Raw genomic sequence first — 16,014 nt, forward strand, 5'->3', positions numbered from 1 at the left:
ATCCCCAGGACGTGGTATCACCACAGCGGCGCGCCTTCCTCGGCCATCACCAGGCAACCTTCAGGCAGCGCAGACTGGCTAACGTCGAAGTCCGCTGTTGTGATCAACACCTGGACGTGGTCGCCCGCAGCCAACTCGGCCAGTTCGGTGAACAGAGCTGCTGCGTCGAGGTCCTGGACCTCCTCCGCCTTCGGGCTGTCGAGCAGGATCAAGCTCGGATGGGTCGAGATCCCGCGACGCGCACCGATGCGCAGCAACGCGATCACAACAGCGATCCGTAGGCGTACCTGCTCACCAGGACTCTGCTTGCCGAAGAACGACTGTGCGCCACCGCCCTTGATCACTTTCAAGCGGGCAGCACGGTCGATCTCTACTCTTTCCAGAGCGGCCATGCCGAATCGATGACTCAGGTCGGCGATCTCGGTGTTCAGCTCGGCGAGCAGGTCGGCTGCTGCGGATTTGCTGTCCTGATCGAGCACCTTGTCCGCGGCGGCCAACACCGCCAGGACGGTGTTCTCCTGCCCACCGTCCGCAGAATCGTCCTGCGGCAGCATCTCCAGGGCACCTTTCCACCGGGCGACCTCAAGCTCGGCGCTCATGCGCTCGCGCACCGTATCGGCGGTGCTGTCGGTCCGCAGCCGCTCCTGTGCCGTATCCAGTTGAGCGGTAAGGCGTGACAGGGCCGACTCGGCCGCTTCAAGCTCTTCGCGTGCCTTGCTTTCGGCGGCGCGGCTAGCATCCAGCCGCGCTTGTGCCTCCGACACCACCTCCTCATCGTTTCCCGACTCGCCCACCACTTCGGCCGTGCACACGGCACAGCGGTGGACGTTGAGCTCCTCCTGGCGGCGTTGCGTGGTGATCGGCGTCTCGCACCGCGGGCACGCACTCGGGTCCAGGCCGTGGAACAGCAGCCGCGCGATCTCGCTCTCTTTGACGTTGTTCAGGGCCTTTTCGTCCGCCTGCCTTTGCCGTCGGACTTCCCGGTAGACGCGGTTGAGCTCGTCCCACTCGTCCTGAGCATCGGCGACCTCGTGAGCACGCCGGTTCGCAGCGTCGGCAAGGTCAGTCAAGGAGGGCCCAGGGGCCTGCTGCTGGAGTCGAGCGAGCTCGCCTTCCGCCGCGGTCAGTGCTTCCTGCACCCGTGTCCGATCTGTGGCGCGCTGTTCGGCAGCCTGTCGAACTCGCTCTCGCTCCTCGGTGACCTCGGCCTGCAAGACATCACGAGCAGCCTTCACCCGCGTGAGAACTGCCGCGGCCGGCAGATCGAGGAACACCTGCAGCAACCGTCCGGCCAGGCCGCCCATGGACTGCTCGCCGACCAACGGCTTGTCGGGGCCGGCTGGCAGGTTGATCGCGGAGAAGTAGGCCGGCCACCCATGCGTCTGTGTGCCGACCTGCGCGCCCCTGGTAACAGCGTTGACGACGGGCTGCAAATCGAGGCGGTCGAGCATCAGCGTCGCAACTTGAGCGGCGAAGTCGTCGGTGTCCCCGGTGTCGATCAGCGTTGAGACTCCGTCACGGCTGGCGGCAACGTCGCTGTCGGCGAGTATGCCCAGGTCGGTCGCCGCGAGCACGATCCCTCGGGTCAGCTCGCCCGCATCGAGCGAAAGCCGGAACCCGAGAGCCTGTCCGGCCACAGTGGCATCGAGTTCGACGCCCGCGAGCCAGCGGCGAACATCGGCCTGCAACCGATCACGAGGTGACCCCCGCAGGCACCACGTGATGATCTCCAGCACACTGGTCTTGCCGCGCAGGTTCGAAGCGACCAAGGCCGTGAAGTCGTTATCGAAGGTGAACGAGCGATCGAACGGCCCGTCATGACCAGTTCCCGCGCGCACCCCGTGGACACGCAGACGGTGAACGCGCACGTGACGTGGCCGTGCCGGCGGGTAGGCCAACGGGATGCCGTAGGTCGCGAACACCTCGACAACGTCATCTTCCGCCGTGTGCGCTGCCGAAGCGATCCGAGCTACGACTGAGCCAGCATGCCCTGCGCTCGACGGTTCCGCCGCGGTCATGCGCCGACCCCATCTGCTGCCGGTGTCGTAGCCCGGAGTTGGGCAAGTCGGGCACGGGCACGGGCACTGATACTGCCGATCCGTGCGCCGCGCTCGGTGGTCGCGTACTCGTCCTGGAGGTACTGGCGGGTCTTCAACTCGTTCCCTCCTCGTCCGTCGGCCAGATCCAGCACCAACTGCACTCGTTCCACGTAGTAGCGGAACGGGGGTGCGTCGGCGACGACCGTCTGGGCGACTTCCCTGCCCCGGTTGAGCAGGTAATAGTCGTGACGCGAGGTGCGGCCGACCTGACCTCGGCGCCGTCGTACGACCAGTCCGGCGCTGCGCAGGACAGCAAGGGCGTCATCTAGCGGCTCGTAGGCGCCGAAGTGGTGACGAAGCATCGGATACCGGCGGACTTCAGGCTCTTCGGAGTCCAAGATCTGGGTGGCCAAGTCGAGCAGCCGGGCTTCGCCGCTTCGTTCGTAGTCGTTGAGCAGTTCGTCAGCGAGGTAGTCGGGGCTGCGGAGCCAGAAGTCCAGCTTTTGCAGCCGGGTCTGTCCCTCGACCACTCCTACGGCATCCGTCAGGGCCTGGTCGTCGGCTATCGGACCAGGCAACGGCTCGGCGGCGCCATCGATCAGCAGCAGGATCCTGACCGCGTCCTGCTCGCGGCTCGTTACGGCTTCGCCGTTGCCCTCGCCCTCGCCATCCACGAACAGCTACCCTAGGCCACCCTGAGTGACATCTGAAGATCCAAATGCCCGGTTGCGGACTTCGTTATCCAGGTGAGAGAAGGTTCCGCCAGCAAGTGGGGCTTCCTCTTGAAGGATCAGCCGGGCCCGGTTCGGCCGGGCTGCGGACCCGCGGCCACGCACTGTGACCTGACTTGGGCCACGATCTCGGTCTGGGGAGCAGCCCGCTTCGCTGACCTGCGGGTTCGCTGTGGAGGTGCGCGAAATCTGTGCACTAATCCCTACGGGTGGCCTGTGTCCGGACCGTGAAGACCGATGTCAGCTCAAGTTGCTTCAGACCGTGGCCCGTCAGCGGCTTACGGCCGGGCAGGGCCAATTGGACCTCGGGCTGGACCCGACGCCGGAGGCGGTGCTTTGGCTTACCGGGCAGCAGGGCCCAACGATGGACGCAATCTAGTACCTGCGAATTCTATCTCACCAAGATCATGAGCCATAATGGCAGATAACCAGCCTTCGGGCTGGTGGCGGAACTTCTTCACTTGCCCGTCAGACGTAATAGTCGCCTCGTTGTACGCGGCTGAGAAGATCCTGCTCAGCCATGCCACCTGAGCAAAACCGCGATCGCAGACCTGCGACTCCAGCGGAGTTTGGACTAGTCGAGCCTCACGTATACGCCCCATTGTGTCGTTTTCAACCTTGCAGTCCGTTGTCCAGCCCGGCTTATGCAAGCTGTAGAATTTCCACAAGATGGTACGCTCTAGCTCATTTCGAATCACCTGATCGCCGCTTGACATCCACCAATCGGTTAGTGTTGCCTGCGCAATTCCATTTAGAAATTGACCGCCGTCGACGACGAAAGTTGCAGTAATCGGCGGTCTCAGACTTATCAGGAGGTCACCGAGTATGAACAGTTCGTTTGCCTTCATAGCGGTTGGAAAATCGAGAGCGTAGTCGCGGCCTTCCCGCTGCAGTACAGCGGGGTCGATCAGGGTCCATATATTGATGTGCGACCAATAGTGTGCATAGAGTAGTCTACTGCTGGTCAAGTCGGCATAGCGTTTCTCCTGGTCAAGGTCGGAAGCCCTAATTTTCTGACTCTTCTCCTTGTATTTCGGGGCCACGTTCTTGACCTCAACCAACAGTTGCTCACGTTTGTCCGTAACAATACGAAAATCTGGAGGCTTCACCGAGCCATTAATGTCGTCAAAGTGATAGCTTCCGACGTCTTCCTGCTTCACAATGCTGACATGCCGCAAGTGTGTTGCCATCGCCTCGAACAATGCCTGGACGCGCCATCCATGCAACCGAGCTTCTTGAGCAAGGGATTCGTCCATGCCCGCACTAAGTCTGTTGAGGACCGATTCGCGTCGAATAGGATCTGTTATCAGCCCGACCGCTTGATCATTGGTAGAATCAAATTGTTCGAACACGCTGAGGGACTCTATCCCAATAGACATCTTCCGGCTCTTGCGTGTTGACACGTGATCCTCTCTTCAACGTACCGCCGGGGTCACTCAACATGCTATCGCGGTAGTCCATAGAAATATCTGGGAGTCATGGTCGTAAGCGACGCGCGTACCCCTGATCCTCGCGGTTGTCCTGCTGCTGGCCACCATCCGTCGCGGATGTGTCGCCCGGTGTTCGGTGACGGGTGCAGGTCCCGGTTGGCTGGAGTGTGGGACGGGCGCACCCCGGCTTCTTCGATGCCGATCGGAGCCAGCCGGTTTACCCAGGTCAGGACATGGTGTATGAAAAAGCATTGACACCGCCGGTGAATACGAGCACGTCCAGACCCGAGAGCGCCGCAGCCAACGTCGCGATCTCCCGGCGCAGCCCGTGGAGGTAGACCCTCGAACGCCAGCTCCGCATTCCTCGCCACCGCCCAACTCGCCCGAGTTGCTACGCACCAATTTGGCCCAACTCGGGTGCGGAGCCAGAAGTCCAGCTTTTGCAGCCGGGTCTGTCCCTCGACCACTCCTACGGCATCCGTCAGGGCCTGGTCGTCGGCTATCGGACCAGGCAACGGCTCGGCGGCGCCATCGATCAGCAGCAGGATCCTGACCGCGTCCTGCTCGCGGCTCGTTACGGCTTCGCCGTTGCCCTCGCCCTCGCCATCCACGAACAGCTACCCTAGGCCACCCTGAGTGACATCTGAAGATCCAAATGCCCGGTTGCGGACTTCGTTATCCAGGTGAGAGAAGGTTCCGCCAGCAAGTGGGGCTTCCTCTTGAAGGATCAGCCGGGCCCGGTTCGGCCGGGCTGCGGACCCGCGGCCACGCACTGTGACCACCGTTTCGTGGACGGTGAGGTAACCGTGGCCATCGTCGAACCCGCTCCAGCGACGATCGGTCGCGGACAACCTCAACTCCGCCGCAGGCCACAACCCACCGGCGCCGAACGGGACCAAGACGCCGCCCCGGCTGCGCGCCCGCGCAGTCAGTCGCCGGGCCATCGCCTGCCCCTTCATGCCGTCTCGAACAAGGTCGGCAGCGGCGATTACGACCAGGTCAGCGCCGTCGAGCAGAGCCGCGACGACGGACGCGAGTGCGTTTCCAGGGTCAGGAACGAGGACGAGCCGGTGCAGCGCCACGCCGATCTCGCTGGCGGCGAGCAGGCCGATATCTGGCATCCCAACCACCGCGGCCCAACAACCTTCGGACGTGGCTGTCGCCAGCAGAGTTAGCAGTAGTGCGGTCGACCCATCCACGGCGACGGTGGTGCCCCTCCGCAGCCCACCTGCCGGAAGCAGAGTGGCGAGGTCCCCGCGCACCCTCAGCACTGGCCCGGCTGCGCGGTTCTCCGTCGCGGCGGCTACAGCGCTAGCTGTGCTGACCGTGCCGGGGAGCTGACCTTCGATCAGTGACGTTAACGATGCGGTCGCCGCGGCGGACACGGTTTACCCCCTGGTGCGTCGTGCGCGAGGTGCGCGCACCGCCGGGGAAGTCAGCGGCTTGCGGACGTGGTGCTCTTGTTAGCGCCTGGTCTCGCTGTAGGCGGTTTCGTCCAGTTCGGCGCGGTTGGCCAGCGGTCCTGAACTGCGGAAGATCCAACTATGGTCGACGTCGCCGGTCGTCGCGCAGCGGTCGCATCGAACACGAAGTACGCCGTTACCTTCGGTAACCCGGTAGCCAGCTACCGCAAGTCGATGAAGGCCCCGGCGACAGGTTGCCGGCAGCACGACAGCACGGGTGCCGGCGCCGTCGACCCGATACCGGGCGTCGCCGTGACATCGGGGAAGTTCAGGGCCGCGCAGTGCCATGACCAGCACCTTACCATGAATGCGAACACGTGTTCGATCGAGTCTGGCGGCGCGGAAGACGAGGTGCGGCGACGACGTGATCCGTCGCTCTCGGCAAGCTCGGCGCTGTCAGGATCGGGCCCGAACCTGTGCCGCTCACGTCGAGCCGTCTACATCGTGCCACCGGTCTCTGTCGGCAACACGCGTCTCGCGCAGCCGTTACGCGCCATCCTGCATTTCTTACCTCGGCCATTCCCGCAGAAGTGTTTCGCCGTCGGCAAATATGGCCGTGGCGTCAAGGGCGCGAATGAGCCAGCCTGTGGCTGGAAGATATGCCGACACGCTCTCAGCTGCCGCGAGCCGTGCTTCGGGGACTTCCGCGGACCATGTACTTGCGTATACCCCAAGTAGTTCGTTGACGCGAGTCCACAGTGCTGTGACGGCATCCTGACGGACTACTTTGATGACGCCAATGCTGGCGGCTCCTGCGGGATCAAGTTGTTCGAGGTGTGTGACAATGACGCCTCGAATCGCATAGCCTTGACTGTTGAGTTCTGTCCATGCGCGTGATGCCTGATTGTGCGCTTGACCTACAGCATGTGCGTCGACAGCACTGCTGTCCTGATGCTCGATCTTTGCTTCCCAGGTCACCACTTCACGGTGGTTGCCGAATACCCCACGCCACCGACAATCCGTGGCGGCCCCATAGCTGGGTCGCGTTGCGCTGAATCCGAGCAGGGTTCCAAGGATTTGAAGCGCCTCGGCGTATTGATCGTGGCTTCTGGAGGTCAATCCGGCAGTAAGACGCGCTCGCCACTTTTCGAACCGAGGGCCTATGCCGAGCTGTTCCAGACGGTCATCGAAACTCTGCACCACAACAACCCGGAAATCATCCGGATTGACGGGCCGAGCGGCGGGTGCCTGTTGCTGGTGACGGAGAAGGGATGAGCGCAGACGGTTGAACCACGACGATACTCCGCCGCGTGCGATGGCATGCTGGAGTATGTCGAGAGAGCGGACGGCGGCGGACGTGTCCCCGCGGCGGCCTTCAAGAAAGGCGGCCTTCGCTTCACACCACTGTGCGAATGCGCCGAGCTCGCGCATCCCTAAGGTGCTGCATGCTTCTTGTCGCTGGCGAAAGGATTCCTCTGCGGAACGGTAGTCTTGTCGTGAATGCAGCTCCAACCATCCGGTTACCTCGGCGATGGAGTCATCGCGCCCGACATCGTTCACGACCTGCGGCAATGCCGCTGCAGCCTGAGTCAAGTCGCGGTCGAAGTCCTGGAAGTCGCGATTGAGGAACGCGGTGACCCGCGCCACAAGAGCGTTGTCGTCAAGCAGGGTGTCGTTCTCCGCGAGGTCGATCTCGGCCTGCACGTTCGCGGGCAAGCCTCGTCGACGTGACTCCTGACCGAAGTGGGCACCAAAGCGACGATCCGCGAGGATGTAGACGCCGAAGTCGTCCGCTGCCCGATTGCACCGTCCCAGCGCCTGCACGATGCGTTGATTCAAGCGCTGCATCATGAACCCGGCATCGCGGAGGTAGTCAGCGGCGAATTCCTCTTGCGGATTGATGGCTCGCGGCTGGGTTGCGAGGACCACTAGACGACATTGATCGGCCGAGAAGTCCATTCCGTCAAAGCGGCCACCCACAAACAGGTGTCCAGCCGGCGCCGCTTTGAACTGCTCAATCTCGTCCCCAAGACTCGACAGTAGCCATGCGGGTCCCGCGGGCAAGTTCATAGTTCCCAGCCATGGGACGATGGTATTGCGGTATCCCTCGGCGTCCTGCTTAGACGCACACAGCCACACGCTCTTGGGCTGGATCCGCAACGCCGCGGCGATGACGTTCGCGAGTCGCACCGGTACGTCGGCAGCGTCGTCCGGATTAAGTACGAGGAGCCGACGACCGTAGGTCTCCGCCGCCTGGCCAGCATCAATCGGCAATGTCACGATTGGCTTCGTACCTAGCCGGCGTGCAAGATCGGACGGGTCACCAATGGTTGCGGAGAGGTAGAGTCGCTGCTCAGGATCGGCGTATCGGGGATTATCTTGCAGTGGGTAGATGTAGGGTCGCAGCCAGAGGGACCGTGTGGAGCAATAGATATTCACCTCGTGGAGACGTTCACGCACACGGCCCCATCGGTAGCGCAAGTCAATATCTGTCTGCAACTCGGCGGCAGAATCGACGATCGCGCGGAATCTGTCGACGAACGCGCTTTGGTCGAGAAATGACAGCAATTCGGTGCCCGTGCGCGATGAGGTATCCGTCAACGCATCCTGAAAAGTCGCGTAGTCAGGGAAGGCTTGGGCAAGGTCACGCACGAGCGCTTGGAATAACGCCGGCTGGGCGTGGCGATCGATCTCGACGGAGTAAAGGGAGTCTAGTGCCCCCTCGGCCAGATGCGCGTCATCGACAACCAGCAGATCCGCGCTGTCGACCACTGGGTTTTGATTGAACATCACCCAGTAGTTCATGACTGCGATCGCCTGTGCTCGTCGATACAGTCGTCGATCCGGCAGAGGGATCGTGTCCCCTGCGCCCTCAAAGCGCACGACCGGCACGCCGAGCTGCTGCCCCTCATGCTCCATCTGGCGGGCCAGTGTCTTGTTCCCGGTGAGCACGGCGACTGTCTTGCCCTCACGTCGCCATGCCTCGCAGATCAGCAGGGCGATCAGGCTCTTGCCGGCACCGGTGGGTAGCTCAATGGCCAGATCAGGCTTCGCACTGTGATCAGCAGCGTAGCGCTCCAGGGCTGCACGCTGCGCAGGGCGTAGGACGTTGAAGGTGGCTGAGCTCAGCTCTCTGAGCAATCGGACATAGTCGATGTCGCCAGGCACCTAGGTCGTTGTACACGACCAGCAGTACCAGCGACAGCCGACGAGCCGTGAACGCGGTCAGATCCAGTGTCGCCCTGCCTGAGCTGGTGGTCGAGCTCGAAGCTGAGGCATCGGTCGCACCTCATTGGCGGTCCGATCGCACACCATCTGCCAGGCACGCCGCGCCCGGCGCCTCAGCAACCACCGGGCCCGCGCTCCTGGTCGGCACACGCGCGGGAACCACCATCACGCCTCTGCCCCGTCCCTACCTGCGGGTTGTCATGTACAACCTTCCGCGTCCTGATGGCTTCCCTCCCATTTGACCGGCCGCTCGCGGCACCATCCACCGCACGCCGCCAATGCCACCCGACCGAGGACTCACGCCGCCATCGGCGTGACCCCACACGCGATTGTGGGACGGGCGGCCCTGCGGTACTGGGTCGCGAGCAACGCCGACGGCCTGGGCGTCGATGAGGAGCAGCCCGCCCGCGGCGGGCGCTCTAAACGTGACCATGCGTGTCGACACAACGACCCGATCGCAGCCCGTGAGAAGCTTATTCGCTGAGGGCGCAGGGTAGAGCCTGCTCTTGGGAGAGCGGCGATGCCCGCCGAGGCAAGAAATGAGATGCGGTGGCTACTCCGGTCGAGACAGCGCAGATAGTCAGGATCGCGTTCGGCCTGCTGTCAGGGGAGAACGGGCATCACTCCTTCGAGGACCTGTGTCGCCAGGTGGCCAAGAGGCGGATCGCCAGCAACGTTCTGCCGGCCACCGGCCCCGTTTCCGCTGGCGGCGACCAGGGCAGGGACTTCGAGACCTTCCGAACCTACTTGGCCGAGGAGTTGCCCTTCGCCCTCGGGTTCTTGGCCTTGGCATCTCAGGATGTCGTTATCTTCGCCTGCACTATCCAACGGGACAAGCTCAAGGCGAAGTTCGAGGGCGACATCAAGGCCATCTGCACGCAGGGGACCCGTGTCGACCGGATCTATATCTTCGCCGCCGCGGAAGTTCCGGTCCGGCTGCGGCACGACCTGGAAGTCTGGGCTCAAGACCAGTACGAGGTCGGTCTGGAAATCATCGACGGGTTAGCGTTGGCGGAATTCCTTGCCGAGCCCGACCTGTACTGGGTCGCCCAGCAGTATCTTCGCTTGCCGGCCGAACTGGCACCAGATCGAGTCAACCAGCCTGATGAGGCGGGCCTTCCCGCTTGGTACGTCGAGCTCCGGGAGTACTGGCAGGACCCTGTTCGTGCACCATCCAACCTCGGCGACATGTTCGACCTACGTCACGGACTCAGGCATGCGATACCGCCGGGGCCAGCGCGAGGCGACCTCGACGGGTGGTTGACCCTCATGACCCGGCTGGCGGAGCAGAGCCCGGATGTGGAGGTGCGGCTGCACGCCGTCTACGAGATCACGGCCGCGCGCATCCGAGGGAAGGCTGATCTTCGGCCCGCGGAGCCGCTGATCCGCCGGTTCATGTCCGAGATCGAGCTGAGCGACGACCCGAGCATCCTGTTCGACGGGAGTGTGCTGGTCCAGTTCTGTACGACGGCGGCCGTGCTCAACCGCACCGACATATCGCTGTCTGAGGTCATTGCGTGGATCCCACACGTGCGGCGCCACGTCGATGAGATCCTTGAAGAGGATCTTGGGGCGAACGCCCGAGCGGGCCTGCTCCAGGTCTCTGCGCACCTTGCGCTGCACGTCGACTATTCGGATGCGGAGGTTCGGGGCAGCGTTACGCTCGCCGAGATCGATCAGCAGTACGACGCGCTGATGGACGCGATCGCCCAAGGAGGGCTCCAGCAGCACCTGAATGCGGCGCCGCTTGTGGACCTAGACGGCGGCATGCGGCGACTGCTCGAACTCAGCGAGCTGCTGCCCGACGCGCCTGCCTACCCGATCGATACCTTTAGCACCGTCGTTGATCTTCTAGCGCCGAGCCTGCGTGACCATCCTCTGTACCGGCAGGTGTGCGATGGGTTGGACGATGCCGTCAAGCGGCAGGAGGGTGACGCTGCGGTTGGTGACAAGTGCCGACAACGAGCTACCGCTCTGAAGAAGGCCGGACGCCTGCTCGATGCCTTGCGCGAGTTTCACCAAGCCAAAGTCAATTGGTTCCACGGTGATACGCTCTACGGCGCGCTGAGGGCGATGGCCAACATCGTGGACATCTACTGCGCGCTGGGCATGTACCTTGCCGCCAAGAAGTACGCACTTGCCATGGCCGTTTTCGCGCGCGGCAGCCAGGATCCGTCCGATCGCGAGTTCGTTCCGATGGCGCTATTCGCTGCGGCCAACCAGGACCACTTGGCCGGCGCGTGGATTGCCTCCGCAGACCTAGCGTCGATCGCAAGCCTTGCCCATGCCGCCTACGCGCCTGACGCAGCGAACCTCGATCGCCACGCCTACGTGTCCGAGGCAGCGGCGTACCAGGTGAACACGGCGCTGGCGGCACGTCAGGTCCGCCCGGACTTCGAGCCCGCCCTGTGGGAGATCCTCGATCAAGGGCACCTGGGTGCCTTGGTACGGCGCGGGGTCGAAGAGTTCGCCGCGAGGGTGTCGAGGACCGAGCAAGAGTGGCTGGACTGGCTGTCCGACAAGGCTGGCGCACCGTTCAGCGATGTCGGCCCGGAGCGCACTATTGCGTTCCGGGCCCTGGGCGTGCTGTGGACCATCCACGGCCGCAACGAGCAGGACACCGTGCTCGCCATGGAAGACTTTGCTTCGACGCTACAGATCTTGCTGGTGGAGTTCGCCTCCCTCGACCCCGTGATCATTCCCCAGGATGTCGACATCGAGATCCGTGCTTATCCGACCGACCGGCAACCCGCCGACACATACTTGACCCGCGTCGACGGCGATCGGCGCTTGTGGCTGCTGTTCCTGCCTGCTGAGCCGCAAGATGACGTTGACAACGAGGCGCACATGCGCCAGGACGTCGTCCATCTGGCGTTCCAGGTCCTGCTCGGCAACTCCCTTCTTGGCCAAGAATCATTCAGCCGACTCATGGACCGAGCCACGCGAAATGGTCTATTTCACAACCTCGAAATCGGCCGTCCCTACCGGGAACTCGCTCGGTTCCGGACACGGCCCATCCCGCCTCTTGCCGAATCCCGAAACATTCCTCTTGCGGATCGCGATCGCCGAAATCCCCGAGCCGGTTCAGCGCAACTCGATGCGCGCTCCGGTCCTGGACCTGGCTACAACGTTGAGAAGGCGCAATCGATCTTGGCTGAGCGCTACGATTTGCTACCTGTTCCCATCCGCCTGACCTTGCCAGAACTGCTGCAAGACGAGCGGGTGCGGACGCTCTTCCAGGACCTGCGAGAGGAAGGCTGGAAGGACTGGCATCTACTCACCGTCGTGATGAATCTGACCGTCAACCTTCAGGTCGAAGCCCGCCACGAGGCGATAACCGCAGAAAGCGTAGGACGATTGGCGGACGCTGTCTTCGACGAGTCGAAACGAGAAGAACGGCCAGACGATCCACGGATCTCAACCTCGGAGGTCACGCGCGAAGTCATGCTGAACAGAATTCGAATGGTCGCGATGAGCAGCCTGCGCCGCTGGGACCTGACCCTCCATCATGGAGACACCTACGCCGACCCGGTGATGAAAGTACTCGAACACCGATACGGATTCTGGGCTGACGACATCCCTCACTCCGATCCCTTCCACGGGCTACTGACCACAGCGGCTTGACCGTTGCCCTAACGATCTAATTTCAGAGCCAACGCGGGTACTTTGAAGGAACGGAAAGAGGTGACGTCCGTCAACTCCCTCGCAGACTTAAGGATACGTGACCTGCAGGAAGCCATAAACACCCCTGCCTGAGACCCCTCCGAGAGGCCCGTGGTTTACCTCGACTGCCATAGCGTGGACGCCGCGCTGGCGTCCTTCGCAGCTGCTTGCCAGCGACCGGTCGCCGCTGTCGCGGAGGCGGTCCTGTCCTACCGAACTGAATGGACCGAGTACGAGCCGCACCTCGTTGCCGCCGGACCGCGCGAGGTTTTCCGCCTCTTGGACGTGGCCGAGACTGATGCCACATTCGAAGGCGTCTATTACTTCCACGGTACGCGGATCTTCGACACGACAACATTCCGCAAGGAAGGCATTTTGCCGCTCGGCCAGATGATCGACCGGCTCTGGGCTTCCCTGTACACCCTTGTAGCCGACATAGTCACCGACACGGAGTGGCGCCGCCTCCGTGCTGACATCGAAGCTGGAGCAGGAGCTGGTGGATATCAGTACTGCCTCAAAACACCGAGTCCGAACCTGCATGGACCGTACGCTCATTTGGCTCGCGAGCACCACCTCCCGCGAGATGGGCACCACAACTATTTGACGATTCCCGAGATCGTGGAGGATATTGCACGAAGCTGCGGGCTTGACCTCGCACAACGGTTTCAGGACACGACTACGCCTTGTGTCGTCAAGTTTCGTACGACCGGCGTGGACACCGAAACTCTGCACGCTGGCTTCTGGTACATCCATGGCATGTTGCACAACGGGACCCCGGGCTGGTTTTCCCAGTCTGACTACGACGGCAGAGGGAACGCGGTGCCGCCCGAGGATGTCGTCAGCGTCGAGTTGATCGACGCAACCCGATAGCCACGTACTCTGCAGGTACGGGACGCGGGGGAACGTCCTGGGGATAGCTGTTCGCGAGTCGACGACACCCGACCAGCTGGGATACTCCGGTTACGGGGCGTACACAACGAACCCAGGGGTGGGTCCGTTCAACGGCCATAGCGACGCCGTGTGCCACAACCGTCCACGGAAGTGTCGCAGTTACACTGTGTGCCTCCGGGCCGTCTGCCCCGGATGCGGGTACTTGTCCGCTGAGCTGCGGCATTGGCTGTTCGTCACGCGCGGTGACTCGGAGCCGCTGCTGGACGCGGTGACCGGCCGCTACAGCAAGACGATTCAAGGAGCTGGCCTGCCCAGCGCCGGATTCTGGACGCGGCGTCACGGTCAAGCTGCGGGTGATCAAGCGTCGGCGCGGGACTTTGGAGCGACACCGTCGCCTGGAGAGGCAGTCGCCTACGTCGATCGACCACACCACCTATCGGAGGTTCACGCCGATGGTGTCCGCGGCGAGAGTCAACCGTGCCGCGGATCAGGCTAGAAGTGACACAGAAGCCGCGTGAAATGCGACTGCTGTCTTGTGACCGCAACCCGCAGCACCTCCAGTAGACCGCGCCGCCACCTACCTACGTCGCCAGCCTTGGGGCGATCGTCGCGGGTTCGCCTGCGTCGACCAGCCCCGCTGCGCAGCAAGCACCGAATGACTGTTAACTGGGCTGCCATTAGCTCGCTCATCACGGGACTTGCGGCGTTGGGTGCTTTGATATTCACCGGACAGGCCGTAACTGCCTCGCAAGAACAAGTAGCCATCGCGCAGGCTCAAAACCAGCTTGCCGAACAAGGCCAGATTACCGACCGGTACGGCAAGGCTGTCGAGCAAATCGGCCAGGAGGGTCCGGAACATCTTCAGCTCCGACTGGGTGGCATCTACTCGTTGGAACGAATCGCCCACGACTCGCCCCGCGACCAGCCGACTATCCTCGAAGTCCTTCTGGCATTCATCCGAACGAACACGCATGCCAATTTTGTTGCGCCGGCAGGTAGTCCGATCCGAGCCAACAACACCTGCTCAACCCTGCCGACTACCGGTCCGGACATTCAGGCCGCCCTTGCCGTCATTGGCCGCCGCGACGTCAAGCATGACGATTATTCCCGAATTAATCTCAGTAAGGCTTGCCTTCGTGGCGCTAGGATTAGCGGTCGATTTGACAACGCTTCGCTCGACTATGCTGATCTAAGTGGTGCAAATCTTAGCGGCGCCGACTTTAATCATTCAACTTTTCTTTATACCATTTTTAATGGTGGTTTTCTCTTGGATGCCAACTTCGATCACGCGCAATTTCCGAGCGCCTCCTTCTTGGGTACATATCTTTACAGGTCCAATCTTAAGGATGCGCGCCTCAATGGCGCGAATCTCACTAACGGCCTGCTCAACGACGCGCGCCTCAACGGTGCGGACCTCACTGCTGCAAACTTCACCAACTCCATTCTTCGCGGTGTGGACCTCACTGGCGTACGCCACGACGCCACCACCTCCATGGGTGGTGCACAAACGGACGGTGCGACACGGGGTATGTGGTGGTGACGTCGGGTCGCTCGCACTATGAGAGGCGCTAGCGAAGGCACTGGCAACTTTGTGACAACTAGCACTTTGGTGGCAAATTTGCACATCCGCCGGCGTCGAACCGCCAGGTGGCATCCCCCGCGTGGTAACAGATGTCGTCACCGATCACACCTGACACCTCGCACGCCACGCCTGCCCCGTTACCCGTGCGGCGGCCGGCGAACTGTGCGCGGCAGGCGGGCTACTGCGCAGAGTCCGTCACGGGCGTCGAGATGTTCTCCGGCACGAAGGCCCAGCCGAGCACCGGCCGGTAGACCTCCGTCTGGACCGCGTAGATGACCTCGGGGTCGTCCTGGGTCGGCTCGGAGCAGCTGCCAGCAGCGGCGGTGACGGTCGCGACGTCGTGCCACTTGACGTTAAGGTGCGGTCAACCTGAGACCTGCCTCGCTACCCGATCGTTGCCCGAAATCGGATCAGTGCCGGTCAGTGAACAACTCACGACGCGCGAGTATCTCCTGGTCGCGCAATCTGGCCGTGCGGTCGGGCCTGGCAAACTCATGGAGTGATCAAGCACCTCACATCGAGCGTGTTCATCTTCGGGCTGGTCGGTGAAGTGTGGAGTCTGGGGCTGATCGAGCATCCTCGCCTGCGGCGTTGGATGATCCCCGGTGGTCATGTCGAACTGGGCGAGTCGCAGGTTGATTCCGCACTTCGCGAGGTCGAAGAGGAAACTGGCCGACGGGTTCGATTGGTGCGGCCCCCTGGTCCAGCAGTCCCGCCCGCCTTTCCGCGCACCGTGCTGACGATGCCGTGGTGGATCACCGAGCAGCCGGTGCCGCCGGATGCGCACTGCGGGGATCGTCACGTGCATGTCGATCACCAGTACGTCGCCCTCGTCACCGACCCTGACGAGATGATCCGGGAGCCGGAGCACCCGTTCCGCTGGGTTCGGCCGGACGAACTCGACGGCCTCGCGATGTTCGCCGACACGCGGCTGCTCGCCACTGGCTTGTTCGCGGTCGTGCCGATGCTCGGCGCCGGCGACGTCGACGCGGTGACCGTGATGAGGTCGCTGGCGGGTGATCGGCAGTCGTGATTCAGTCCTGGAGG

10 protein-coding genes are annotated in these 16,014 nt (G+C 62.7%); 5 read left to right on the top strand and 5 right to left on the bottom strand.

The window, feature by feature from the left end; all coding sequences use genetic code 11:
* Positions 1–17: 17 nt before the first annotated feature.
* From AA23TX_RS22520 to AA23TX_RS22530, 3 genes are all read right to left on the bottom strand, one after another.
* Complete coding sequence (locus AA23TX_RS22520; protein WP_155544840.1) at positions 18–2,018, bottom strand: hypothetical protein; 2,001 nt, start codon at positions 2,016–2,018, stop codon at positions 18–20.
* Positions 2,015–2,713 carry a hypothetical protein gene (locus AA23TX_RS22525; RefSeq protein WP_230862677.1) on the bottom strand — a complete coding sequence of 233 codons (699 nt, stop codon included), beginning with the start codon at positions 2,711–2,713 and terminating at the stop codon, positions 2,015–2,017. The genes AA23TX_RS22520 and AA23TX_RS22525 overlap by 4 nt, the downstream gene beginning before the upstream one ends.
* 398 nt (positions 2,714–3,111) lie before the next feature.
* The gene (locus tag AA23TX_RS22530) at positions 3,112–4,122 is read right to left on the bottom strand and encodes a hypothetical protein (RefSeq protein WP_155544841.1); all 1,011 of its coding nucleotides are present in this window, start codon (positions 4,120–4,122) and stop codon (positions 3,112–3,114) included.
* A 518-nt stretch (positions 4,123–4,640) separates the two neighbouring features.
* On the opposite strand from AA23TX_RS22530, the gene AA23TX_RS22535 reads away from it, so the two are divergent.
* Positions 4,641–4,826, top strand: a complete 186-nt coding sequence (locus tag AA23TX_RS22535; protein WP_155544842.1) for a hypothetical protein — start codon at positions 4,641–4,643, stop codon at positions 4,824–4,826.
* Here AA23TX_RS22535 and imuA' read toward each other — a convergent pair.
* Both imuA' and AA23TX_RS22545 read right to left on the bottom strand, forming a co-directional pair.
* Positions 4,818–5,585 (bottom strand): DnaE2-dependent mutagenesis accessory factor ImuA', encoded by a 768-nt coding sequence (gene imuA' / locus AA23TX_RS51285; RefSeq protein ID WP_500676494.1) that lies wholly within the window; start codon positions 5,583–5,585, stop codon positions 4,818–4,820. The two genes, AA23TX_RS22535 and imuA', sit on opposite strands and share 9 nt — an antisense overlap.
* 585 nt (positions 5,586–6,170) lie before the next feature.
* A complete protein-coding gene (locus AA23TX_RS22545; RefSeq protein WP_155544844.1) occupies positions 6,171–8,771 on the bottom strand; it encodes a DEAD/DEAH box helicase family protein in 2,601 nt (866 codons plus the stop codon).
* A gap of 609 nt (positions 8,772–9,380) precedes the next feature.
* On the opposite strand from AA23TX_RS22545, the gene AA23TX_RS22550 reads away from it, so the two are divergent.
* The 4 genes from AA23TX_RS22550 (at position 9,381) to AA23TX_RS22565 (ending at position 16,000) form a co-directional block, all read left to right on the top strand.
* Complete coding sequence (locus tag AA23TX_RS22550; protein WP_155544845.1) at positions 9,381–12,455, top strand: hypothetical protein; 3,075 nt, start codon at positions 9,381–9,383, stop codon at positions 12,453–12,455.
* 174 nt (positions 12,456–12,629) lie between these two features.
* On the top strand, positions 12,630–13,364 hold the full coding sequence (locus AA23TX_RS22555) for a hypothetical protein (protein ID WP_155544846.1): 735 nt from the start codon (positions 12,630–12,632) through the stop codon (positions 13,362–13,364).
* A gap of 676 nt (positions 13,365–14,040) precedes the next feature.
* Positions 14,041–14,925, top strand: coding sequence for a pentapeptide repeat-containing protein (locus tag AA23TX_RS22560; protein ID WP_155544847.1), 885 nt, complete (start codon positions 14,041–14,043; stop codon positions 14,923–14,925).
* A gap of 541 nt (positions 14,926–15,466) precedes the next feature.
* Positions 15,467–16,000: an NUDIX hydrolase gene (locus AA23TX_RS22565; RefSeq protein WP_196425483.1), complete on the top strand. Its 534-nt coding sequence runs from the start codon at positions 15,467–15,469 to the stop codon at positions 15,998–16,000.
* Positions 16,001–16,014: the final 14 nt, after the last annotated feature.

It is taken from the genome of Amycolatopsis camponoti (assembly GCF_902497555.1).
Lineage (GTDB): Bacteria > Actinomycetota > Actinomycetes > Mycobacteriales > Pseudonocardiaceae > Amycolatopsis > Amycolatopsis camponoti.